General features: G+C 47.1%; 17 protein-coding genes. 11 read left to right on the top strand and 6 right to left on the bottom strand.

All coding sequences use genetic code 11. The annotated features are described in order from the left end of the window. Positions 1-123 precede the first annotated feature (123 nt). On the top strand, positions 124-1,041 hold the full coding sequence (locus OLMES_RS19960) for a LysR family transcriptional regulator (RefSeq protein ID WP_198343052.1): 918 nt from the start codon (positions 124-126) through the stop codon (positions 1,039-1,041). Continuing rightward, positions 1,022-1,663: a class I SAM-dependent methyltransferase gene (locus tag OLMES_RS19965; protein ID WP_198343053.1), complete on the top strand. Its 642-nt coding sequence runs from the start codon at positions 1,022-1,024 to the stop codon at positions 1,661-1,663. Before OLMES_RS19960 ends, OLMES_RS19965 begins: the two co-directional genes overlap by 20 nt. On the opposite strand, the gene OLMES_RS19970 is transcribed toward OLMES_RS19965, so the two are convergent. Together OLMES_RS19970 and OLMES_RS19975 are read right to left on the bottom strand one after the other, a co-directional pair. Continuing rightward, positions 1,653-2,495, bottom strand: coding sequence for a formylglycine-generating enzyme family protein (locus OLMES_RS19970; protein ID WP_087462885.1), 843 nt, complete (start codon positions 2,493-2,495; stop codon positions 1,653-1,655). The two genes, OLMES_RS19965 and OLMES_RS19970, sit on opposite strands and share 11 nt — an antisense overlap. Beyond that, positions 2,495-3,205 (bottom strand): hypothetical protein, encoded by a 711-nt coding sequence (locus tag OLMES_RS19975; RefSeq protein ID WP_157678414.1) that lies wholly within the window; start codon positions 3,203-3,205, stop codon positions 2,495-2,497. Before OLMES_RS19975 ends, OLMES_RS19970 begins: the two co-directional genes overlap by 1 nt. A 255-nt stretch (positions 3,206-3,460) precedes the next feature. On the opposite strand from OLMES_RS19975, the gene OLMES_RS19980 reads away from it, so the two are divergent. After that, positions 3,461-4,726, top strand: coding sequence for an IS701 family transposase (locus tag OLMES_RS19980; RefSeq protein ID WP_087459828.1), 1,266 nt, complete (start codon positions 3,461-3,463; stop codon positions 4,724-4,726). Between the two features lie 550 nt (positions 4,727-5,276). After that, the gene (locus OLMES_RS19990) at positions 5,277-5,888 is read left to right on the top strand and encodes a glutathione S-transferase family protein (protein ID WP_087462888.1); all 612 of its coding nucleotides are present in this window, start codon (positions 5,277-5,279) and stop codon (positions 5,886-5,888) included. A gap of 119 nt (positions 5,889-6,007) precedes the next feature. Here OLMES_RS19990 and OLMES_RS19995 read toward each other — a convergent pair whose 3' ends face one another. Then, positions 6,008-6,775 carry an EAL domain-containing protein gene (locus tag OLMES_RS19995; protein WP_087464581.1) on the bottom strand — a complete coding sequence of 256 codons (768 nt, stop codon included), beginning with the start codon at positions 6,773-6,775 and terminating at the stop codon, positions 6,008-6,010. Positions 6,776-6,867: 92 nt separating this feature from the next. Beyond that, positions 6,868-9,006 carry a DUF4214 domain-containing protein gene (locus OLMES_RS20000; protein ID WP_198343054.1) on the bottom strand — a complete coding sequence of 713 codons (2,139 nt, stop codon included), beginning with the start codon at positions 9,004-9,006 and terminating at the stop codon, positions 6,868-6,870. A 330-nt stretch (positions 9,007-9,336) separates the two neighbouring features. On the opposite strand from OLMES_RS20000, the gene OLMES_RS20005 reads away from it, so the two are divergent. Genes OLMES_RS20005 through OLMES_RS20020 form a run of 4 tightly spaced genes read left to right on the top strand, consistent with a single transcriptional unit; the run spans position 9,337 to position 12,554 of the window. After that, a complete protein-coding gene (locus OLMES_RS20005) occupies positions 9,337-10,215 on the top strand; it encodes a calcium-binding protein (protein ID WP_087462890.1) in 879 nt (292 codons plus the stop codon). Between the two features lie 33 nt (positions 10,216-10,248). Beyond that, the gene (locus OLMES_RS20010; RefSeq protein WP_087462891.1) at positions 10,249-11,190 is read left to right on the top strand and encodes a hypothetical protein; all 942 of its coding nucleotides are present in this window, start codon (positions 10,249-10,251) and stop codon (positions 11,188-11,190) included. A 30-nt stretch (positions 11,191-11,220) separates the two neighbouring features. Beyond that, positions 11,221-11,841, top strand: coding sequence for an RNA polymerase sigma factor (locus tag OLMES_RS20015; RefSeq protein WP_087462892.1), 621 nt, complete (start codon positions 11,221-11,223; stop codon positions 11,839-11,841). Continuing rightward, the gene (locus OLMES_RS20020; protein ID WP_087462893.1) at positions 11,838-12,554 is read left to right on the top strand and encodes an anti-sigma factor; all 717 of its coding nucleotides are present in this window, start codon (positions 11,838-11,840) and stop codon (positions 12,552-12,554) included. The genes OLMES_RS20015 and OLMES_RS20020 overlap by 4 nt, the downstream gene beginning before the upstream one ends. 78 nt (positions 12,555-12,632) lie before the next feature. On the opposite strand, the gene OLMES_RS20025 is transcribed toward OLMES_RS20020, so the two are convergent. Further along, positions 12,633-12,998 (bottom strand): VOC family protein, encoded by a 366-nt coding sequence (locus OLMES_RS20025; RefSeq protein WP_087464582.1) that lies wholly within the window; start codon positions 12,996-12,998, stop codon positions 12,633-12,635. Positions 12,999-13,251: 253 nt separating this feature from the next. Here OLMES_RS20025 and OLMES_RS20030 point away from each other — a divergent pair, with 253 nt between their 5' ends. After that, complete coding sequence (locus tag OLMES_RS20030) at positions 13,252-15,087, top strand: patatin-like phospholipase family protein (protein ID WP_087462894.1); 1,836 nt, start codon at positions 13,252-13,254, stop codon at positions 15,085-15,087. A gap of 189 nt (positions 15,088-15,276) precedes the next feature. Here the strand turns inward: OLMES_RS20030 and OLMES_RS20035 are convergent, their stop codons facing one another. After that, positions 15,277-15,948, bottom strand: a complete 672-nt coding sequence (locus tag OLMES_RS20035) for a PEP-CTERM sorting domain-containing protein (protein WP_087462895.1) — start codon at positions 15,946-15,948, stop codon at positions 15,277-15,279. A gap of 461 nt (positions 15,949-16,409) precedes the next feature. Between OLMES_RS20035 and OLMES_RS20040 the strand changes: the two genes are divergently transcribed. Then, positions 16,410-18,182 (top strand): aldehyde dehydrogenase family protein, encoded by a 1,773-nt coding sequence (locus OLMES_RS20040; RefSeq protein ID WP_087462896.1) that lies wholly within the window; start codon positions 16,410-16,412, stop codon positions 18,180-18,182. 295 nt (positions 18,183-18,477) lie between these two features. Then, positions 18,478-23,856 (top strand): protein kinase domain-containing protein, encoded by a 5,379-nt coding sequence (locus OLMES_RS20045; RefSeq protein WP_087462897.1) that lies wholly within the window; start codon positions 18,478-18,480, stop codon positions 23,854-23,856. Positions 23,857-23,862: the final 6 nt, after the last annotated feature.

Raw genomic sequence — 23,862 nt, forward strand, 5'->3', positions numbered from 1 at the left:
CGCCTCTCGGAAATAACTTGGCTTTAGATAAGTTCTCACTCTACAACTTTTATTTCCGTTTCCCATATAATAAGCAATATTTAGTCACTATTATTTTCAATATCTCATTAATTGGAGAATTTCGTGCAGTCCCTGGATGATATGGTGATTTTTGCGGCAGTTGTGGATGCCAAAGGATTTTCAGCGGCTGCTCAAGTGCTGAAGATCTCGACTCCGGTGGTCAGTAAGCGCATTAATGCGTTGGAGGGGAGTCTGGGGGCGAAGCTTTTAAACCGAACGACCCGGAGGATCAGTTTGACGGAAGCCGGGAACGTTTTTTACCGGTACTGTACACGGGTGGTTGCTGAAGCCCAGGCGGCGGAGGCGGCCGTGACTTATTTGCATGATGAGCCTCGCGGTTTGTTGCGCATTACGGCACCGGTTACATTTGGCTCGCAGCAAATCGCCAGTGTGTTACCCGATTTTATGGCGCGTTATCCTGAAATTCAGGTTGATCTTGATGTCAGTGATCACTCCGTGGATCTGGCCGAAGCGGGATATGATATCGCACTTCGCATTACCAACAATCCGCCACCACTACTTGCTGCCCGTCTGCTAACGCAAACACGCAGGATCGTTTGTGCCGCACCTGCCTATTGGGATCAATACGGACGGCCGGAACAACCTAAGGATTTGGAGCATCACAATTGTATTGTTTACTCCCCTCACCCGAACTTTAACGAATGGTATTTTGAGTCTGAAAACGGTTCGGAAACAGTTTCCGTCCACGGACGTTTTAAAGTGAACAATACCACGGCGATGCTCGAGGTTGCAGCGGGTGGACTTGGCGTTATCATGCTGACTTCATTTGCCGTTCAGCGCCAGATTCAAGCCGGTATACTTGAACCCGTACTTGAAAACTACAGCACACCCGGTTCCGATATTTACGCGCTGTATTTACCCAATCGATTTTTATCTCGCAAAGCGCGAGTCTTTATCGACTATCTTGTAGAACTGTACGACCAAACAAAAGGCAGTCTCAGTGAATCACAACCAACCTGACACTTCCGATGTCATCCAGAACAGCACAACCGACGAATACTACAACCAACACGCCGGAGAATTCTTCGAGACAACAGTGAAGCTGGACATGAGCGCGACTATCCATGAATTCAGCGCTCACCTTCCCGAAAACGCCCACATACTCGATGCCGGCTGTGGCTCCGGTAGAGATAGCAAATTGTTAATTGAACTCGGTTACAACGTCACCGCGTTTGATGCTTCGTCAAAACTCGCCAGGCTGGCTTCTGAATATCTCGGTCAACCGGTGCTTACCTGCACATTCAGTCAATTCAAAAGCAACAACCAATTTGACGGCATTTGGGCCTGCGCCTCCCTTCTGCACATCCCTGCCCCTGACATGAGTCAGACCTTATGCCACCTTAGCCAATACTTAAAACCTGAAGGTGTTTTCTATGCCTCGTTCAAATACGGGAGCGAAGATATCTGCAAGGACGGTCGTAACTTCACCAATTGCACAGAATCCCGTCTTGCGGATTTTGTTCAAGAAACTCAGTTATCGATAATCAAGACATGGAAAACACCAGACACTCGCCCGGAGCGAGTAGACGAATATTGGTTGAATGCACTACTCAGGAAAAATGGATCTCCGACTAGTCCGTAATTTCTCTTACAACACGGAACCCGACAGATGCACTGCGGTAATCTTTCTCAATGCTGATACGCTGTGATAGATGCACATTAGGTTGCGGGTTTTGCCAAGTAGCCCCTTTTAATATGCGTTGCGAACAATCGCCATCCAATCTCGGATCCACTGACACTCCGGCTCCTACGTGACTATCATTTCCACAATCCAATACCCATTCAGCAACATTGGAAGTTACATCAAACAAACCAAAAGGATTCGCCTTAAACCGGCCTGCGACACCAGGTCGTGCAACAGCAGTACCTTCTGGACACCCCTCATAATCTCTATCACAGTGGTCTACACCTTGTATGTAATCATCTCCCCACCAATAGCGCGTTTTTTGCCCTGCACGAGCCGCATATTCCCATTCTGCCTCGCTCGGTAAACGGTAAACTTCACCAGTTTGCTCACTGAGCCATTGAGTGTAAGCCGCAGCTTCGATCCAACTAACTTTGATTACAGGCTGTTTCCCTCTCCCCCACCCATTATCAGGTGGACATTTTCGATTAGTTGCCTTACAAAATGCATCGTACTCATCAAATGTTATTTCAGACTGCCCAATTGCAAATCGTTTGCTCACTGTAATCTTGTGTTCAGGGCTCTCATTTTGAAAAGAGCGAAAGTTAACTCCCCCGATCCATCCCGTGCCTTTGGGTATGACGACAAGTTTAGGGCCAGGATAACCGAGTTGAAGTTGGTCTTGAACAGTTTCCCATGTATTGATTTGCTCATGCTGAACCGAACAAGCAGCTCCCAAGAAACTCAAGCCCAAAAGCGATGCAACTTTTACCAAAGTTGATAGATTCATCAGTTGTGCCCTATACCAATAACAAAACTAATTGAGTTCGCAGCAACAGATTGGGCATTTTGACCACTCCCCTTGATGGTTATACCAGATGCAATAATTTCCAAAAACTTAGTTGTCATTAGCATTCGAACCTGTGATTGACTATACACTTTCACAGCCCGGGAACCATCTTCGAGCAAGCGCTGACCCCGCAACACTTCTTTAAGCATTTTTCTACTCTTCTGTAACTTCGGGTGGTCCATCTTGAGGATTTCTTCTGCCAATCGCTTGCGTGAAGCTCGCGGCAATTCCTTGAACATTTTCAAGACGTTTCCAGATCCAATGCCTTTATTTTTCAAAAAGCGATACAATAAAGCTTGCTTCCCCAACGTATTTACGACGTCAACAATTTGCAGACAATCCAGGGCGACCATCAGTGCACTAAATGTTGGCGATTCATCAAGCCAATTATTGTAATCAGCGGACCCGGTCAAAACATTTAGTGTGCGACCTATTGCTACTCCGCATTGGAACGTCGCTGCAGAAGTAGCCGATAGCGTCAGCGGAATCGCACTCCATGTTGCCCCAGCTGAAACAGAACCTCCGCCAGCTTCAGCGATCACCAAAACCCACCCGACTGCGGAGCCACTGCAACTCCATGCAACACCCGCTAATTCAGATTTCAGTGAAGATTCATTCCTCAATATTGCATCATTCAGATTTTCAACCACGGACTTCTGGTATTGAACTTCTCGTATGAAAATCACTTTACCATCGGCCCTGCAACTCGGTCGCAAAACCTTACTTATAGTTTCAGGTTTAGACTAAAGTTTAGAGTTTCAGAGGAAAGAATTCGAACCCAGTAAGACAAAATGATTGACTTTGCGACAGGCTTCGCGCTGCCGCGCCTTATAAGACTTTTTAAAACCATAGTTTTATAAGGCGCGGCCTTCAGAACGAAAAACGATTAAATTCTGGAGGCCGCTATGGACGCTAAGGGATACGGCAATATCCCCGAGATCCTGTTTGATTGGATCACATTTTTGGTTAAAGCTCTACCCCTACGTTCAGTACCCACCTTTATTGAGTTACTGATTGGGGCGATGCTCACGCCAACAGGGTTTGTCACTGATGCCTGGTTGATGGTGGCAATGAAGCGTCACTGGAGCAGTTATTTCAAGTGGTTGCAAAAGGGAAAGTGGTCATGGGTTGCACTCGCGCAACAGCTGGGTCAGTTACTGACTCAATGGTGTCCCAATGAACAGTGGTATTTGGCCATTGATGATACCTTGGTGCTAAGGAGTTCCAAGAAAGCACCCAGTAGTCAGTTTCATCACATGCATGGTAACAAGGCCAACCGCCCGCAATTTGTTCGCGGCCAGTGTTGGGTCAGTTTATCAGCGATTGTTAAGGGGCAGAAACAAGCCTGGTCGATCCCACTGATCTCGCGCTTAACGCGAGCCTGCGGGAACGGTAACAAGCTGGTAACGGCAGGCATTTTACTTCGCGTGATGAGGTCATTTTTTACCGGGGCCACTGTCCTGATGGATAGCTGGTATATGCGGGGTACGCTGATTGCCTCCCTTCAAGGTATGGGGTATCACGTTATCGGGCAAGTCCGAAAGGATACCGCCTTATACGATGTTCCAGAACGAACCGGGAAAAGAGGACGCCCTCGAAAGTACGGAGAGAAATACACACCAGAGCGAGTCACTAACCTGGAAGAGACTTGCGCCAATGTCACGATCTATGGACGACAGCAGTCACTGAGGTATCGAACAGTGATAGCCAAAGCCCGCTTTTTAGATGGGCAGCTCGTAAAGGTTGTGTGGGTGCAGTTTGAAAACGAAGACGGTAGCTTAAAACCTGCCCGGCTCTTGTTGACGACTCGAACGAATATGTCGGGCATCGACATCATAAAAGCCTACGCCAAGCGCTGGAGTATTGAGCCCATGTTCCATCAGTTAAAGAATCGCTGGGGCTGGAATGAGACTTGGCAGCAATCCAGACAGGTGCTGCATCGGTGGGTTCAGATCATCTCTCTCAGCTATGCGCTGGTGCAGTTGCTCACTTATTGGAAAGAGTCGGCAGGTCAAGAAATGCACTTGGACATCCCTTGGCGCAAACATGCGCCGATTACGGCGGGACTGGTTCGGTTAAAGCTGCAACGGAATTTACAGCAAGTTGCCGTGAGGGATTGGTGGGACGTAAAGTCTCGAATATTTAAACCGCCAGCGAGGGCTATTGAGTAGTATAAAGACTCTCGCTAGCGAAAAGCCGCCTAGAATAAGGCGGGTAGAAGAGAAAGCAGAATTTATCCGGTCAGAAATCAGGACTGGAGGATCATGCTCAAACTCTAAACTTTAGGTTTAGACATAACACTCATTAAATTGATTTCACTACCTGGCTGCTCCATTATAAAAGTTACACCGGCAGCGAAGAACTCTGAGTGTTGATCAATAGATTGGAAGAGTTGAGCAAGCGCATCACCGGGAAAATAGTTCCGGATTTTGCTGTCTATACTTAAGAAGTGAAGCGATATGGTGCTAGTATTCGAACTCGTCGAAACATTCATGTGCAATTCCTTTGACCTTTGAACTATCATTCCCTGGTTAGAACCCGTCCAAAACATAATGACATCGAGCTGCTGCCTAGCAGAATAACTTCGAGTGAAACTTCGTTTTATGGACGAGCACTAAAATTTAACGTCGACACGGTGAATGCCGCTGTCTATTAAAGCAGAACCGAAAATACCCAACCTTTGCGAAAAAAACAAGTAGTCATTAAAGGCGAAGATAAACTATGGCAATCACTAACTCGAAAGACTGCAATTTAATTTTCTACACGAATCCCATGTCCCGAGGACAGATTGTTCGCTGGATGCTGGAAGAGACTGGTAAGCCCTATCAAATGGAAGTGCTGGAATACAACGCATCCATGAAAGACCCTGAGTATTTGAAGATAAACCCGCTCGGAAAGGTGCCGTCGATTGTACACAATGGCAAGGTTGTAACGGAGTGTGCGGCCATTTGTGCATATTTGGCAGATGTGTTTCCCGAATGTGGTTTGGCACCCTCGGTGACTGAGCGCGCGGATTATTACCGGTGGCTCTTTTTCGCAGCAGGTCCGCTGGAAGCCGCAGTCATTAATCGCACGCTTGGTTTTGATGTTCCCCAGGTAAAAGAGCGAATGGTCGGCTATGGCACTTATGATGCTGCTGTTGATACACTCGCAAAAGCGGTTACAACGCATGAGTACATTGCTGGGTCTGAATTTACTGCTGCGGATGTTTACGTCGGCTCTCATGTCATTTGGGGCCAGCAATTTGGTAGCCTGCCTAAAAGTAAAGCGTTTCAAGACTATGCCGAGAAACTAATGCAACGCCCGGCATACAAGGCCGCTCAAGAAAAATAATTCGTTAATTTTTACGTTAAGTATTCACCCATTCTGTCAGCTATCGAAGCCTCGTGATAATCAATCCGGCACAGCTTCGATAGCGGCAATATAATGGATGCGTTCGTATCTTAAAACGATCAAATTAGATTATCCCAAGCTATTTCCGCCAATGCCTCATAGGTGGGCCGTGCGATTAGATAGCCCTGGAACAGCGTGATGCTCAGTGCACGAAGGACTTTGTATTCCGCTTGGGTCTCGACGCCTTCTGCGATAATTTTAATGCCCAACTCCTCACAGGTGGCAGTGATGCCTTTTACGATGGCGCGTTTTCGGGCATTGGGGTGAATGTCTCGAGCCAAATGCATGTCGATTTTGAGCACATCAACATCTAGATCGGCCAAGGTATTTAATCCTGAAAATCCCGCGCCAAAATCATCCAATGCAGTGACAAAACCCTGATCGGTATAATGACTGATAATAGAGTGGAGATGGGGGACATCTTCAACCTTTTCAGACTCGATCACTTCGAACATAATCCGTGTAATCGGAAAATCGAACTCTTCTGCAGCCGCCAATGTCGTGCGGATACATAACTCCGGGCGATAAACCGCATTGGGCATGAAATTGATGCTCAGCAGGGATGAAATATTGAGTTTCGAGGTCAGGCGCACCGCTTTTACACGGCAAGCCTGATCAAATGCATACCGGTTATCATCATTCACATGCTGGAATACGGTTCCGGCCGGCGTATCTCCAATTCCCCGGGCTAAAGCCTCCTGTGCAAATACCGTTTGCGAGATCACATCGACAATCGGTTGAAACGCCATGGAAAAATCGAAATCGAGCCCGGCACCATTCAAGCATTCTTTACACCCCAAGTTGCGGTAGTTTTTTACTGTAATCATCGGCACGCTCATTGTTCTTCATTCTCGGCTTTGTTTGATTACAGTATAGCCTGCTCTCCTGGATACCTTGACTGAGAACCTCAAATCGCTCTTCAATCCGCCAGGATTTGATCGATTGAAGATAACAACTCCGGTAACTCTGAGGGATCTGAAGCCGCTGACAGTATTAACTGTAAATCAGCAATCATATCGAGGTCATAAGTTGATCCATTTAACTCAACCTGACTGGTAAAGTAGTTGGATAAGCTTAACTTGGTCGATGCAATTTCATAGTCTCCACTGCCTGGCTGGGCACCACTGCTGACATTGAGCGCAATACTGCTCAAGGACATGGTACCGGCTTCCAACTCACCGACGTAGAACGCCAGCCCAGCAGGGTCTGCATCCCGGCCAAACAATTGTTGATAGACGTTGTTTACCAGGGTTTGATTATCCAGGGTACCGAAGCGGGCTGTAAATTCATCTGAAGTGCCAAAAGCTTCAATGATATCGGAAAGGTTACCGTTTACGGCCGCCAATTGATCCGCCCAGTATGCAATACCGGCAGGGTCTCCTGGCCGGCCATAGTAAGCGACGTACATTTGTTGTACCTGATCTTCATACTGACTGGTCTCGGGCATAACAACAATCGTATCCGAGCGCATGTTATTTTCGGTTTGGGAATCAACTTCATCTTGATCAACAGTGGCGGAGAGCATCATAGCGCCGGATGTCTCAGGCGCTATCAATGTGATTGAAATTTCTTCCAAAGCCTGGCTGACTAAGGGAGTCATTGTACAAGTTACAACAGCCTCAAGCTGTTCACACTGGGTTGTGGGTGTTGCCGCTTCAAGACCAGCCAGAACGAATCCGCTCGTGTCGATGGTCAAATGCGTATTATGGGCCGTCGCCGGTCCGGCATTCTGAACTTGATAGGTCACGCTGAACGTTGCACCGTTAGACACACTGAGGGGTACATCACTTTCAATGTCGTTATCGCTACTGATATTAAATACGGTAATTCCCGAAATGACGGGAACATAGAGAAACAGACCATCCGGAGAAATGGTTGCCTGGCCAGACTGGGAAATCGAATAGTCCGGAACACCATCTTCCCCTTCTTCCGCCACCCCAAAGTCGACCAACATATGTGTTTGATCCGAATGCCCCCAGACATGCAGCCCGGCGACATCCACCGTATACGCCAGTTTGTTATTTGCGCTGATATTGAACGTATCAAGGCCGAAGATCCGAGCACTGGAAGTAGCATCCAGTTTAGCTTCAAAGTTCAGTGTTGCACCATCAAATGAAAGCGCAGTAATATCGGAAGACCCTGTGGCATAAATATGCTGATTATCATTACTGATACCCAACACATCCGTCGTACCAAGAACATAATCGTCAAAATCAGCTGAATCGATTTCAGTGATAAAACTGATTTCGCCGCTAATATCATTTCGAGCGTAAACCGCGATCCCGTTGCGTTGATGATCGCCCCCGACACCAAGAACCAGATATTGATTATCAGGCGATAGTGTCAGACCCATAGCATAACGGTAGTTCTCGCTGTAAGCCATCAGCTGTTGAACCTCAGACAATATGCCATTGGGTGCGACCCGCAATACAGTAACGGCCCGATCATTTTGACTGGTGACATAGAGGTAGTTTCCGTCATTGGATAACGCCATGCGTGCGCCCTGCAGACCGAAATCATCATAGATCTGTTTTTCGGTGAGTGCCCCTGTGAGCATATCACGCTCGTACACAAATATGGCACTTCGATACTTTCCGTGTTCGCCACCACTGGGAGTCCCCGTCCACCCACTGACAAAAACATACTGATCGTCCGGCGAAATCACAATATTATTCACGGGATGGATGCCAACCCCGGATTCACCAGATCCCACCTCACCCACAATGGTATCCAGAATGGTTAATTCTCCGGTATCCGTATCTCTGGAGAAAATATTGATTGCCTTGTCACAAAAGGAAATGGAATAGGCAAACTGTAAATCACGGGTGATCGCCAAATCATTACTGCATTTGATGTTGTCCACACCATTGTAGCCATCCACCAGAAATTGCACGAAATCGATAGGCTCGGCAATCGCCGGTTGTGTTAACACCGAGGCCAAAATACCGACTCCCACCGCTTTTTTAATCGCGGTGGCGGAAGCCCCATTTGCTTTAGTCTGTGAGGCTACGGAGAAAGACGAAAAACAGGAAAAAACAGAAAGGTGAGATCGTTTCATAAAAACATCCTTGATCATTAACACTTAATTACAACACCGAGTCTTTCGGCGCGGGTAAGAATACTAAACTTTTTCCCTAAACGGAGTGATAACGAACAAAAAATTGTGAGGTCGAATAAAATAATTACACACAATGCATAAAATCCCCTCCAACATCAGCAAAAATCTATTCCGGTTAAACCTTCACCAAACTAACCTCACCTCTCCAGAAAAAAGATTCAAATTTTTTACGCTATCCCGCAACTTTTTTTGCGTACGGGCGTATGTCCAGATAACGGCCGTGAACAACCTCTTTATCACTCACATTCTGGACATTAAAAACGTACTCCTATGAAACTTAAATACTCATTATTAGCAGCTTCAATTGTGGCGGCGTTCTCATGCGTTGCTCGAGCCGAACTTATTGTAGGCACCGACCTGAACAGTAATAACGGCGCTAACACGGCCATAAACCAACTCTACGCAGGTAATCGCGGCAGCAACGGCGGTGGCGACCAAAGCTTGCAGTTTGGCGATATCATCCAGGGAACAGCGTCTGCCGATGTGCTCGTGGGCGGCTTGGGAATTGATGTACTTTTGGGTGGCAACGGTGATGATGTCATCATCGGCGGCACAGAAGACTTCAACAGCGCGAATCGAGACCGGGCATTTGGTGAAGCCGGCCAGGACATATTCATCTGGACCCCAGGGGATGGGAATGATTTCTTTGATGGTGGCACGGGCACGGATGTTTTGATACTCGGACTTGTCGGTGAAGAAAAAGACGGTAATGGCAATACCGAAGGCGCGCCTTTTTTCAGCGTAAATCCACCCAACCGTCCCGGTAGTCAGGATTTCGACGGTATTTTTATCGACCCCGTTACGGAATTACCCGTTGTCGATGTTGTTGGCGGCCCAGGTTTCTGTGAAGTGCTGGATCGTCAGACCGATGGCATGGATGAACTGGGCCTGGATAATCTCGTTCGCTTTATATTGCGTGGCCCGGCCAATGCCTTCGAAGACGCCATCGCGGCAGACCCGGATGCAGATCAAAACACACTGGATACCGGGCTTCGAATTGCAGTCCACTTGAAGCAGACCGAATTCGTTGTCTGCGGCTCACGGGATGGCAATGAAATCGAAGTATTCGATTTACGACAAACGCCAGTGGCAAAAGTCAGTATCAGCGAACTGCCTGAAAAAGCTTACAACCTGGTTATTGGCCTTTAACTTCCACAACGACGCGTATCGAAAGAGATTACCATGAATATGATCAAACGAAACCTCATCATTAGTACCCTTTTCGCCACATCTGTCACACTGGTTGGCTGTGGCGGCTCTGATTCGTCAGATAACACGCCTGCCACCCAGCAACCCGGAGAAAATGCAACAAGTATCAACCCGTTCACAGTTATTCAAGGCACCGATTTAAATCGTAAAACTTCTGCGTTATTGTCTCTGAATCCCGGCGGTCCGGGCGGTTCACCGAATCAGAGTTTACGCGCTGGCGATATTCTGAGCGCCCAAGCGGATACAAATTCGATCCTTATCGGTGGCTTGGGTGTAGACGTGCTACTGGGCAATTCCGGAAACGATATTCTCATTGGTGGTACAGAGGATTTCAATTCCAGCGTGGATGGCGACAATGCCGGTGCAGACAATCGGGATCGAGCCTTTGGACAGGACGGTGAGGATGTGTTTATCTGGTCACCCGGAGATGGCAGTGATTTTTTTGATGGCGGTCCAGGTACTGACGTACTGATATTCGGTTTGCTGGGTGAAAACAAAGACAGCAATGGTGATACCAACGGAGCGCCGTTTTTTAATGTAAATCCCCCCAACCGGGAAGGTAGCCAGGACTTTGATGGTATCGCATTAAACGACAATAATTTACCAATCGTGGACGTCTCGAATTCACCAGGCTTTTGTTCGGTGCTCTCCGCATTCGATCACCCGGATGAATTTGCGCTTTTAAATCTGGATCATATCGTACGCTTTTCCCTGAGAGGCATTGCAAATGATTTTGATGCCGGTGTCAGAACAGACGACGATGGTTTACGGGTTGCCATCAGTGCCCGGAATGTAGAATATGTAGTGTGCACCGGTCGCGAAAGCGGTATCGAAGTTCTGGATCTGTCCACCAACCCGGCGACGTTGGTGGACATTTCCCAGCTGCCGGAATACGTGGTTTCACTCATTCAATAATCAGCCCATTCCATAGTGTAGGAAGCGACTATGTCAAACCAAGAGACGCGCAATGCATCAGGTCTCGAACAACTGGAAACGGAGCATGAAGCATTGGTCAATTTGATCGCGCGCTGTGCATTACGGGATCAGAAGGCCTTGAAACAGCTCTATCAACTCACTGCCGCCTTTTTAAACGGGGTGGCATTCAGGATCCTGAAGGATACGGAGGCATCAAATGATGTGTTGCAGGAAGCTTTCGTTCAAATCTGGAGCAATGCCGCCAGCTATCGCCCCGACAAGGCAAGACCCATGACCTGGCTGGCCAGTATTGTACGTTATCGTGCGCTGGATCGCCTTGAGAAAGAACAGCGACGGGCCAACCTGTTCGAGGAGGAAGGGGAGCTGGGGCTGGATCAACATAGTTGTACTCAACCTACACCGGATCAGGTAACTGATCAGTCACAACAGAGTGCCCAACTACAGCACTGCCTGGGAACACTGGGTGAAGAATCTCGAAAATGTATTGAGCTGGCGTATTTACTTGGATTTTCACGGGATGAAATTGCCGACAAAATGAAAACCAACGTGAATACAATCAAGTCCTGGTTGCGTCGGGGGGGCGAGAAACTCAAGCTCTGCCTGACCAACCTGCAGTTGGAGGCTCGATGATGACGGAATCAGAAAACCTGGCCTTGGAGTACGTACTGGGCACATTGCGGGAGCAGGAAAGAGCGCAGTTTATTGCTCGCTTGCGCACCGAACCTGAACTCATGAATCAGGTGAGCTTCTGGGAGGAACAGCTGATGAATTTCCACCAAGGCACCCAACCCATAGATCCGGCGCAGCAAACCTGGAAAGCCATTGAGTCAAGATTGAACGGACCTGCTGAAGAGGCCCCCACCTGGCTGCAACGTTTCTTCGCCAACAGTTGGCAATGGTTCGCCTCTTCTGCACTCACACTGGTGATCTGCCTGGGCATTTGGTTTACGACCACGCAGCCTGTTGCACCGACCGATCCAACCAGCTATGTTGCGGTGATGACAAGCGAAGGCGGCGGTGCAGTCTTAACGGCGCTGGCTCCGAAAGGAAATGATTCTCTCTGGCTCAAATGGGAGGGTACGCTTGATGTCGACACAGAAGCGGATTTGCAACTCTGGGCGATCTCACGCTCCGACGCACAAACACGCTCGCTGACGGTGCTGGATAACACCGGGGAAAACCGGGTTAAAATCGGAAAAGCAGAATGGGGCCTGATCAAGGATGCGGAATACCTGATCCTCACCCGCGAAAAACCCGGCGGAGCAGCACAATCCACACCAAGCGAGTTCATTATTGCGAAAGGGCTGTGTATTCAATTTAACCCGGATTTGAAGCAGGGTTAAGCTTTCTATCCTGAGCACGTTCCGGCAGATGGTTATGTACACCACGTCTACTGGCACGTGTTCGAATAGAGTATTGCGTTAGCTGGGATCTTGCACGAGCTGAACTTCATTCTGGTCAGGGTCAAAAAGCGTTGCTAACCACCCACCCCAAAATTGCTTTTCCGGGCTACCACTAAATTTGACACCTCTTTCGACCAAATTTTTATGGGCCTGAAGAATATCCCGCGTAGAGAAGGATAGACCGGTAAATCTGCCCACCAACACCTGCTCGTCTTGCGGCGCAGACGTCGATACCGACTCAACAATTAGTTTCGTTTCTCCCGTGTCAAAGATGCAAAAACCGGCTTCCTGATTGTAACTCCCAAGCGTTAATCCTAACATTTGGTAGAATTCTTTAGCTTCGTCAATATTTCGTACAAATATCCGCGCTGCGCTTAGCTTCACACTATAATCCTCCAATTCCCTATATTTTGTTTCACTTGAACACATTAACGCTCAACATCCGTTTCACAAATAGTTATATAGCCGAAATTGCGCGTTAATGTATAGATCCTTCGCTTAATTGAGCAATTGTCGATCATTTACATCAAATACCACAGGGGATCAGTCAAAGCGTGCTCACTCGCTATCCTGCTATTGCCTCCAAGGGCCAACGGTGGGAGGATGAAGCCTGGATGCATGACGAAAGGATACCGAGATGAGCCAAGAAGGAAACGAACAAGCACCGATTATTGAACTTTCGATTGTTATGGCAGGGGCCGTTAGCGCTGGCAGTTATACTGCAGGGGTGATGACTCGTCTGTTTGAATTGCTGGACACTTATTACGAATACTACGATTCGAAACAAGAAAATCCACCGGTAGAATTCAGATTGAGAATGGTTGGTGGTGCCAGTGCAGGCGGCGTAAATGCAGCGATCGCAGCGGTATGTCAAAGCCGCAAACTCGTGAACGAAGGAGAAGAAATACCCGAATACCTGGCGACAAGTAAGAACCCTTTTTACCACACTTGGGTTTCGGGGGTGAATACTGACACACTGTTAGCCCCAAGAACTGGAGGCAATCATCCCTCCGCAAACCCCAAAGCTATATCGTTATCGATTTTTAACGCCGGTGTACTCGATGATATTGGAGAGGAAATACTCGAGCAACGATTCACAGGACAACAATTCCAGAGAAAATGGTACCCACCAACAACTCGACACCTTTTCACACTGACGAATCTTCCCGGTGTCGGTTACGAGATCACATTGGGCAAGAATACCCACGGCATGTACAACCACAGGGACTGGATCAGTTTCTCGAAACAAAAAATTGCCTATGCGTTTTCACTTGACGACAACGCAGAGCACTGGAACAACCTGAGAGACGCGGGTTTAGCGACAAGTGCGTTCCCTATTGGCTTGTCCGCAAGGACTGTCGTTATAGATGATGTCAGCGTCAATCACTATGATGATCCTTTCCTACATCATCAATATGGCAGCATCCCGGAGAACAGACCAACCCCAACTGAGTGCCATACCCGAATATCCTGTGTTGACGGTGGCGTAATTAATAATGAGCCCATTGAACTGATGAATCGCTACTTGATACAGGATTCAAACGCGGCTCCAGAGAATGCAGATCGCGATGTCACGCTCATGACCATCATGATCGACCCATTTCCCAATGTGCTCGGGAAAAAGCAGCAAAAAGATTGTAATGGTAATTGGCCAGAGACAACAGAGCTGGAAGAAACCTTTGGTACAGATCCGACTAACTTGTTGAAAGTGGGGCTTGGTGTAGTGGATGCGCTAAAGAACACAGCCCGGTTTAAACCCAACGCATTGAGCTGGGCAGATGGGTTTGATTACCAACACGGTGATGAAACGAAGAAAGGATTCCTGTTTTCAATAAACCCCTCCAGAAAAAAGAGATCAGGTGCTGTCCCGAATCACGCGCATTTAGCATCGGGATTGTGGGGTGGTTTCTTCGGATTCTTTCACGAATCATTCCGTGACCATGACTTCAAATTGGGCTACCACAATGCTGATCGCATGCTGATGATGCACTTCAAACTCAACGAAGAACAAATCAGCGAGCCACTCGCAAACGCATTGAAAAAATGGGAATCGTTTGAGAACAGTGATACGAAAGCAGCCAAAGCGAGAACTGAACCCGGCCTCTACATTTTTCCAAATGGATTAGGGGAAACCAAACTATGGCGCCATATTCCCCAACCCGAGTGGCCAATCAAACACGCCTACGAGAAAGCCAAGCTGGTCTGGTACCCAAGACGAGAAGATCAGTTTGAACGAAATGAGCGACGTGCAAAGCAATACCCGATATTAACCGACCTGCAAGCAACCGAAAGACAACTGATCAAACGTATTAAATGGTTTAGATCTGAACTGCTAAAGCAATCCACCGACAGCTCTTTCAAACGATTCTTTGCACCGTTTTTAGGGCGTATATTATCCGGTGCAATCGGTCTTGATGGGAAAATAAAACAAGCCTACAAATGTGCGCTTGATCGAATGTATGATGATTATTGATTTACTTTGATGGAACTAAACAGCTAGATTCAAAAAATTAACATTATTGCAGGATGCTTAGCCAATACGCTTATGATTGTATTGGCTTTGCATACTATTTGAGTTGCGCATTAAGTTTTATACAGTCATCACTGTATTATAGGAAGCAAGTTTGCCCCGACTCAAACCGGGGCTCTGTAACGGCGCAAATCAGGCTTGACTAGGAGTTTTCTTTCTTCTTGTAAAACAAATTCCAGCTAAACCAAGTCCTAACAAAGCAATACTGGCCGGCTCTGAAACACTAGCGGTTGAACGAATATTATCAATTTGAAAAAACGCAGGCCCAGTGAAATTTTCAGGTACGAACCAATCAAAGTTTATACTAACCGTTTGACCGACAAAGCTACTTAAATCAAAGCTTCCAACTAAATCACCTGTGTCCAATACTGTAGTGCCTGATGTAGCAGAAAGGATGTTAAAGCTTGCCAGGTTAGCTCCACCTCCTGCAATTTCGATATTTACATCAAAAATTCTGTCTACGCAGCCAATACAAAAGTCAATCAAATTCCAAGCTGCGCGATAGTCAAATAGTATTGTAGATTCGCTTGTTACGGCTACATCTTGAGAAATGCTGATAGTCCCTGGCCCGTTTCCATCAAAACCATTTAATGCTGCAAATTGTCCATCGGTGGGTGAAGAAGAAAAGAAACCAAATCCAGATGATACGCCACTCCCATTTACTTGTTGAGTAAACAAAGGGGCCGTCAAATCTTGTGTTGTCCAACCAGAAAAGTCACCAGTTTCAAAACTACCGTTATTAATAAGCGTTGCATTTACCGAGGTTGCAGACAAACATGCTGCAAGACATACAATTTTTTTCATTATCCTAATTCCATTTGAGGTTATTCAGTTCTCGACAAGCAATAATTACACCAAAACCATATCTCATTGATTTTAGTGCAGTCCAACAATGTCAGCTACAATATTCCACAATAAAATGTAAAGAAATCTGACAAAAAGCTGCTTTATTAAAGCCTGTTTTGTTAGTGCACCAATATTTTGAGCTAAGGTTACTCTCTGTTGATCTTGTCACTTGGTTTCCACATAGTCTCCGCAACAAAATAGTGCCCCTCCCAGTAGAGCACTGACAAACACCCTCACCCGGATGTACCAGTCGGATGATCGCCTTAATTCATTTTTAGACTGATCTACATTTCTCAATGCCTTCCGTCTTCCATTGAAATAGGCCCAAGAACTAATTTTTCCCCTGAGTGTCCCACCGGCAGTGACTTAAATTTTAGGGAACGAAACAGAAATTCATTCAGTGCATGGAGTATTCTTAAATGGAAGCCAAAGTTTTATTTGAAGAGATTGTACAGCCTAACGACATGGAGAAATTGTTTGGGTCTATGGAAAAGGTTGTGGTTCAAAATGGTGGAATAATATTTAATCAGGATGAATTAGCGGAGAGTTGTTTTTATATTCAGACGGGTTTGGTCGATACCTTCAGTTTTGATGATGACACCCAGTCCGAGACTAAATTGGATAGTTACGAAAGCGGTGATCTATTAGGCGCCGTAGACATTGTTGAATCAACGCCCCACGCCATGTCTGCCGTGGCAAATGGAACCGTAGCACTTCTCAAGATTAAACAGGAGAAACTGAATCGACTCATGATTCAATCTCCAGCGGTCTACCAAGAGTTCCTGAAACTGGCGGCAAACACAGTCAACAAACGATATCGTGCCTTACAGGAAGTCGTAAAAGCACAGGCCGTATTTGGCCTCGAAAGCCCCGTCATTGATCAGATGATAGCAAGGGCATGCAAGGCTCAAAAATCAATACTGGCCGTACCAGAAGCCGCCATTGATCAGCTAATTAGCGATATAGCAGAAGCGGTATATGATCAGGCGGAATCCTTGGCAAAACAAACTGTTGAAGAATCCGGTATGGGCGTTTACGAACATAAACTGCTTAAAATCAAACTCGGCACTCTCGAGGTTGCCGAGTCACTCATTGGCAAACCAGGTACTGAAACGATTCAAATTGAAGCACCAAATGTTGAAGTCGCGGCAATGCCAATGGGAGTGGTATTCGGATTGATACCAATCACGAATCCGGTTGAGACCATGGTGTTCAAAGTACTGATATCAATAAAGTCCAGAAATGCAATCGTCGTGAGTAATCATCGCAAAGGCCGGAATGTTGGTGACCGTACGCTTGAAATCATTCACGCAGTGCTTAAAAAACACAATGTATCCACCGACTTAGTCCAAACACCAAACTTGCCTGCAAATCGAAAAGTCACGAGCGCCATTATGAAACATGACGGTATTGCTTTTATTTTGGCAACTGGCGGGCCCAGCATGGTGAAAAGTGCCTATCAATCTGGAACACCCGCTATCGGTGTTGGTAAAGGCAATGCCCCCGTCTGGATTTGCAAAGACGCGAATATTGAAAATGCGGTTCAATGCGTGGTTAACAGCAAAGCTTTTGATAACGGCATTGTTTGTGGTTCCGAAAATAACTTATTAGTTGATCAATCCATCAGGCACGAATTTATCGACCTTGCTATTCAAACCGGCTCGGCTTATTTGAATGAAGATGAAGTTCAACGTTTGCTCATTACGCTGTTTACACCCCACGGAAAATTACAGGAGCAATGGGTCGGTCAAACCGCCGAAAAAATCTGTACTGCGGCACAAATAACCCGAGATTATCCGATCAAGGTTATCCTCGCTCCTGTCGTTGCATTCGATCTTCACTCCCCATTACTTCGAGAAAAGTTGATTCCAGTGCTATCCATTATGTTTACCGAGTCCGATGATCAGGCCTTAACCTGGGCTAAGCAAATTTTGTCTACTGAAGGAGAAGGTCACACCGCCATTATTCACAGCGAATCCCGGGAAAACGTTCGCGCATTCAGTCAAGCGGTCTCCGTTAGTCGTGTCATCGTTAACACGCCGGGAACACTGGGCTGCATTGGTGCGGCTAACGGTTTGCAGCTTTCCTGGACACTAGGCTGTGGTACATTAGGCGGGAGCTCCACCAGCGACAACGTGACCTACACCCACCTTCAGAATACCAAGAGAATTGCATTACATTCGATTGCTTGAAGTGGATAGACCATAGAATCAGCGCATTTATAAAAGGCCCAGGCCTGACCGATAGCTTGAGTTGTCGAAAAGCCTGGCCCATCGAGCAAGAGGAAAGTCGGCATCACCCCAAAGAGCACACGATGCCGCTGGCGCGCCCCTCGCAAGATATCCTGATATAAAACTCTGTATCATCACCAACCACTCCCCTGAACAGTATTCCCTGTCAGAATCCAGTGTAGATTACCCCAATGTTCACCAATAAACCTATCAGCCATCATCTATACTAAAAAATAAACAAGAAGAGAGAAGTCTGTTGTTTCCTACATTGCCGGGCTATGAGATCAAAGAGAGCTTGTATCGGAGTGCACGTACGCTGGTTTTTCGGGGGGTGCGGAGTGCCGATCAGTGTTCTGTGGTTCTCCGGACAAGTGGTGCGCCGGCTACGATTGCCCAGTACGAAAACTTAAGTTTTATCCAGGACGTACTCTGTCGTTTTGATCACCCGGGCATTATCAGGTTTATTGACTGGATAGATACCCCGACCAAGCCCTGGCTGGTTCTGGATGATAATCAAGGTATTGATCTTTGGCAGTATGCCACTCAGTTTGAAGATAAGCGGGTACCCGTTGACATTCTCCTTGATCTGGCGGTTCAGGTCGCGGATGCCTTAAGTGTTATTCACCACGAAAACGTGATCCACAAAGACTTGCATCCCGGCAACTTGATAATTAATCCTGAGACCGGGCAGCTGCAAGTTATTGACTTTGGTCTGGCCTCGATTCTCAGCCGGGAACAGCCCGCCGTTGATGCCCCTGAAAATCTGGAAGGGATACTCGCCTATATATCACCGGAACAAACCGGCAGAATGAATCGGACACTGGATTACCGGAGTGATTTTTACACCTTGGGTGTAACTCTATATGAACTTTTATGTGGACATCCACCGTTTAAAACGAATGATGCACTGGCTACAATTTACGCCCATATGGCAGTCAAGCCCACCCCGGTAACCGAGATCAACGGCCGCGTACCGGGGATGCTTTCTGAGATTATCGACAAATTACTGAACAAAAATGCAGAATCTCGCTATCTGAGCGCCCAGGGTTTGAAAGCGGACCTGCAGAAGTGTGCCAACACACTTCGATTACTCGGTTCGATCAGCCCGTTTCAGTTGGCGCTCAATGATATTTCAGATCGTTTGCACATTCCCCAACAGCTGTATGGTCGAGAAGAAGAGTACACTCGGATATTGCACCACTTCGAAGCCGCATCCCGTGGCCAGCCCCGACTGTTGTGCATTAAAGGCTATCCCGGAATCGGGAAATCCAAGTTAGTCAATGAAATATATAAACCGGTAGCCGCAAACCACGGCATTTTTATACAGGGAAAGTTTAATCAGTTTCAAAAGAGTGAGCCTTATTCCGCGCTCAAACTCGCGCTGAGTGATTGGATTGATTACACCGTTGCAGGTAACCCTGACGACCTGACTCAATTGCGCGAAAGAATATTAAGTCGACTCGGGCACAACGCCCGCGTGCTACAGGACTTCCTAGGGGATTTTTCGCTCATTCTCGGCGACATGCCCGCTTTACCCGAGCTTGATGTACAAGATACCCAAAACCGCCTGCACCGTGTTATTGAAGTGCTTTTTGAAGAAATCGCCCAAACGTGCACTGTCGTTATTTTCATCGATGATTTGCAATGGGCAGATCATGGCACGCTGGCATTGCTTCCCACCCTGTTGAGCAATCGAATGGCAACAACAGAAGCAGCCGGTTCCAAACGGAAATTGCTTATCCTTTGCGCATATCGGGAAGCCGAAGCCGGTCTACCGGACTCAATAAGGCAACTCAATGATGATATTGCAAAACAGGACGGAATCACAGACACACTCACGCTAGCGCCACTAACCATTGAGACAACCACTGAGTTGTTAAGCGATGCGCTCCTGCAAACCCGACTGCAGGTATTACCGTTGGCAGAGCTGGTTCATTCAAAAACAGCAGGAAATCCCTTTTTTATAAAAGAATTTGTGAAGAGCCTATATTCTCAAAATCTGATTAATTTTGATCTTGAAGCTAAACAATGGCGCTGGGATTTGCAGACCATCAGAGACCAGGACATCACGGAAAATGTGGTTGACCTGATGCTCACCCGAATGCAACAACTCCCCTGTGCCACACAATATCTTCTGCAAACCGCTGCTTGCATCGGTAATCGCTTTGACGTTGAGACACTCCAAGCCGTGATGGCATTGACAGAACGACAAATCTTTGAAGACCTTGTACCGGCAATTGAGGCCGGACTGATCATTCCAAAAGGTACGTTCTGGGTACCGAATCAAGTTCCATACGCACAGCCTCCACAGGCACTCACGGAAGCAACCGCACTAGGTAGCGGAACTCACCCAGCACGGAGTCATTGCCGGTTTTGTCATGACCGCATGCAACAGGCAGCCTATGAATCCATGTCCCCGGAGGCACGGATAAAAATACATCACGCCATTGGCCGTTGTTATTATGACCTTTTGCCGTCACAAAAATCGAACCAGTTACAGCTTTTTCAAACTGTAGATCATTTGAATCTGGGGTTACCTTGCATAAAGGCAGAGAACGACCGCACTGACCTCGCCAAGTTGAATTTTGAAGCAGCAAAACAGGCTCGAGACTCGGGGGTGTGGGATACCGCTTTTGCCTATGTCGATCAGGCTGTGTGTCTATATCAGGACATAGCCAATCCAGATTCAGATGAGCTCTGGGTAAGCATGCGACTTCTGCTGGTAGAGTGTAAATTTTTGTCTCACACTCCAGAGGAAGTAACTGCATTAGCAGATTCGATAATGCACAGCCTGGAACGGGCCGAAGACAAAGCACAATTATGCCTCACCATCGCCAATCATAACCTGATTACCGGCCAGCTCCTGGTCGGACAAGGGAAGTTGATTGAGGGATTACGCTATTTGGGCATCAACATTCCCCGACAAAAACACGAATTAACACAATCTAAACCGGAATTACTTGTCAAACTCGAAACCTGTTTGGAGCGCCAAGAAATTAAGGGCGGCTACACAGAAGAAACGATCGAGCACCTAAACACACTCCTGCCGTTAAAGTTATTGTCCCGACTAACCTACTCTGCCTACATATCTCGCAATTTAGAGCTACAAGAATATACCCTGTTAAAAGGGGTATTGCTGGTTTACAAAGAAGGCGGATTTAGAAACGTGCCGAATCTCATGTCTCTGTTTGGTGAGTTTCTGGTGCGGGAGAAAAAATACCAACGTGCAATAGAATTGGCAGAGCTTGCACTGGATATTACACAGAACACGGCACAAACGAATGAACGCCTGTCGACCTTCACAACCTTGGGGATCGGCGTGTGGTTTTACGGGCACTCAATGACAGATACCTTATCACTTCTGGACAAAGGGTACCGGGTAAGCCAGGAGATTGGCGACCCAATTGGTGTAGCCTGTTACGGGATTAAGGCGATCTATCGATACAGTCGGGGCGAGCCACTGGGAAACGTTTCCAACCACCTCAAACAATTTTTGAGGATGGCAGAAAAAAGCGGTATAAAATTGAATGCCAGTATGCCATACCGGCGACTGGTATCCATGCTGTTGCAGGATAGCGATGAAGATATGTTCTCTGAATCATCGTTCTCAACTGCGGAGTGGAAAATTACGCATGCTACAACGCTTCTCGAAGCACTCCGGTCTGTGGAGTCACATTGGTACTTCTGGAGCGACCAGCAGGACAAGCTGGTTGAGGCACTTGGCAAATATTCAGAACACCAAACGCGAACCTGGATAGGTGCGGTGGAAAACCGTTTTTTCAGAGGCTTAACCTATTTCCGGTTAATTCGGGAAGGCACCTATTCAAAGGAACAGGCAAACGCAGTGGTTCAAGTGGAAGGATTTGAAGCTGAAGCCCAAGACCGCTATATCAGCTACTTCAGTCAACTGGCCACATTATGTCCTGAAAACTATCAACATATGTATCTACTGCTCAAAGCAGAGCACGGTTTTCAAACCGGAGAGGATATTGAATCTGTGCTCGCCAACTATGAGCGAGCCATTGATTGTGCCAGCGACAGTGAACGATTGCAGTACCAAGGGTTAGCTAACGAGCTATATGGGCGCTTTTGGCTCTGTAAAGGCAGTAAGCGAATAGCCCTACCCCATCTGCGGGAAGCCTATGAGTGTTACCAGAAATGGCAGTGCAAGGCGAAGTGCACTCAGCTTGAAGCAGAATTTCCGGATCTGAAAGCCGAAATAAATCAGAGGGAAAACCGGAACAGCACTTCACCTTTGATTTCATATGAGTATTCCAGTGGGCAGCAGAGCTCCCCCACATTTTACGGATCACTGGACTTTGCGTCACTAATGAAATCGACTCAGGCGATATCCAAACAATTGAGCCTTAAGGAACTGACCGAAACACTGCTACAAACAATTATTGAGAATGCTGGTGCTCAGGTTGCAATGCTGGTGCTAAACACAGATACACCGAGGTTGCAGGCTTATATCAATCTCGATAAATCACAACGAGAATTTTTACAGGAAAAACCTTTGTCGGAAGCAATCGATGTCCCCAAAGGTGTTCTTAACTACGTACTGCTTTCTGGAAAGACGGTTCACCTGAACAATGCCGAAACAGAAGGCGCTTTTACCCAAGACCCCTATACCCAAAACCATCGTCCAAAATCTGTTCTGTGTGTTCCATTCAGCTACAGAGAGAAGCCAAGAGGGGTACTTTATCTCGAAAACAATTTAAGTCATGGGGCCTTTACCCAGGAACACCTAACCGTCATTCAAACCTTGCTGGCACAAGCAACCATCTCGTTTGAAAATGCACTGTTGTTCAAGGAAGTGAACGACCTGAATACGGGCCTTGAACACAAAGTGATCGAACGCACGCAAGCCTTGAATCAAGCCGTTAAAGATTTGGAAGCCGCAAATGAGGAACTGAAGTCATTCAGCTACTCCGTATCCCATGATCTGCGCGCACCGATACGTCATATTCGAGGCTATTCTGAAGTACTTCGAGAAGAGTTGGGTTTGAAAGTCGACACCGCCACCAATGACCTGATTCAGCGCATAATTGATAGTACAACCAAAGTAAATGCATTGATTAACGGGTTGCTTGAGCTGTCCAGAATGCAGCGTCGCACGCTGGATAAAGTTGACCTGAGCCTGTCTGAAAGAGTTAAAAGTGTTTTCTCCGAAATGCGCGAGCGATACCCCGAACAACAGGTTACTTGCCATTGCCAACCCGGCTGCTGGGTCAGCGCAGACAGTCAGATGCTCACATCCGTATTAGATAATCTGATCGGGAATGCCTGGAAATATTCAAGCCACAAACCTCAGTCCACAATCACCTTTGGACAAGTGGACAACGCGCTCCCCATTCCGGAAGGAATTGGAAATCGGCCTGATTCTCTGCCGCAAAACCAACGCATTTATTATATTCAGGATACAGGCGTAGGATTCGACATGGCCCATGCAGATCAACTGTTTGGCAGTTTTAAAAGACTGCATAGCAGCCGGGAATTCGAAGGTTCGGGCATTGGTCTGGCTACGGTGAAGCGGATTATCGAGAAGCACGGCGGTAGTATCTGGGCAGCAGCGGAGGAAAATCAAGGAGCGACATTTTACTTCACCCTGCCCAATGCCCATAACCAGATCTGACAAATG

This window comes from Oleiphilus messinensis (genome assembly GCF_002162375.1).
Classification (GTDB): Bacteria; Pseudomonadota; Gammaproteobacteria; order Pseudomonadales; family Oleiphilaceae; genus Oleiphilus; species Oleiphilus messinensis.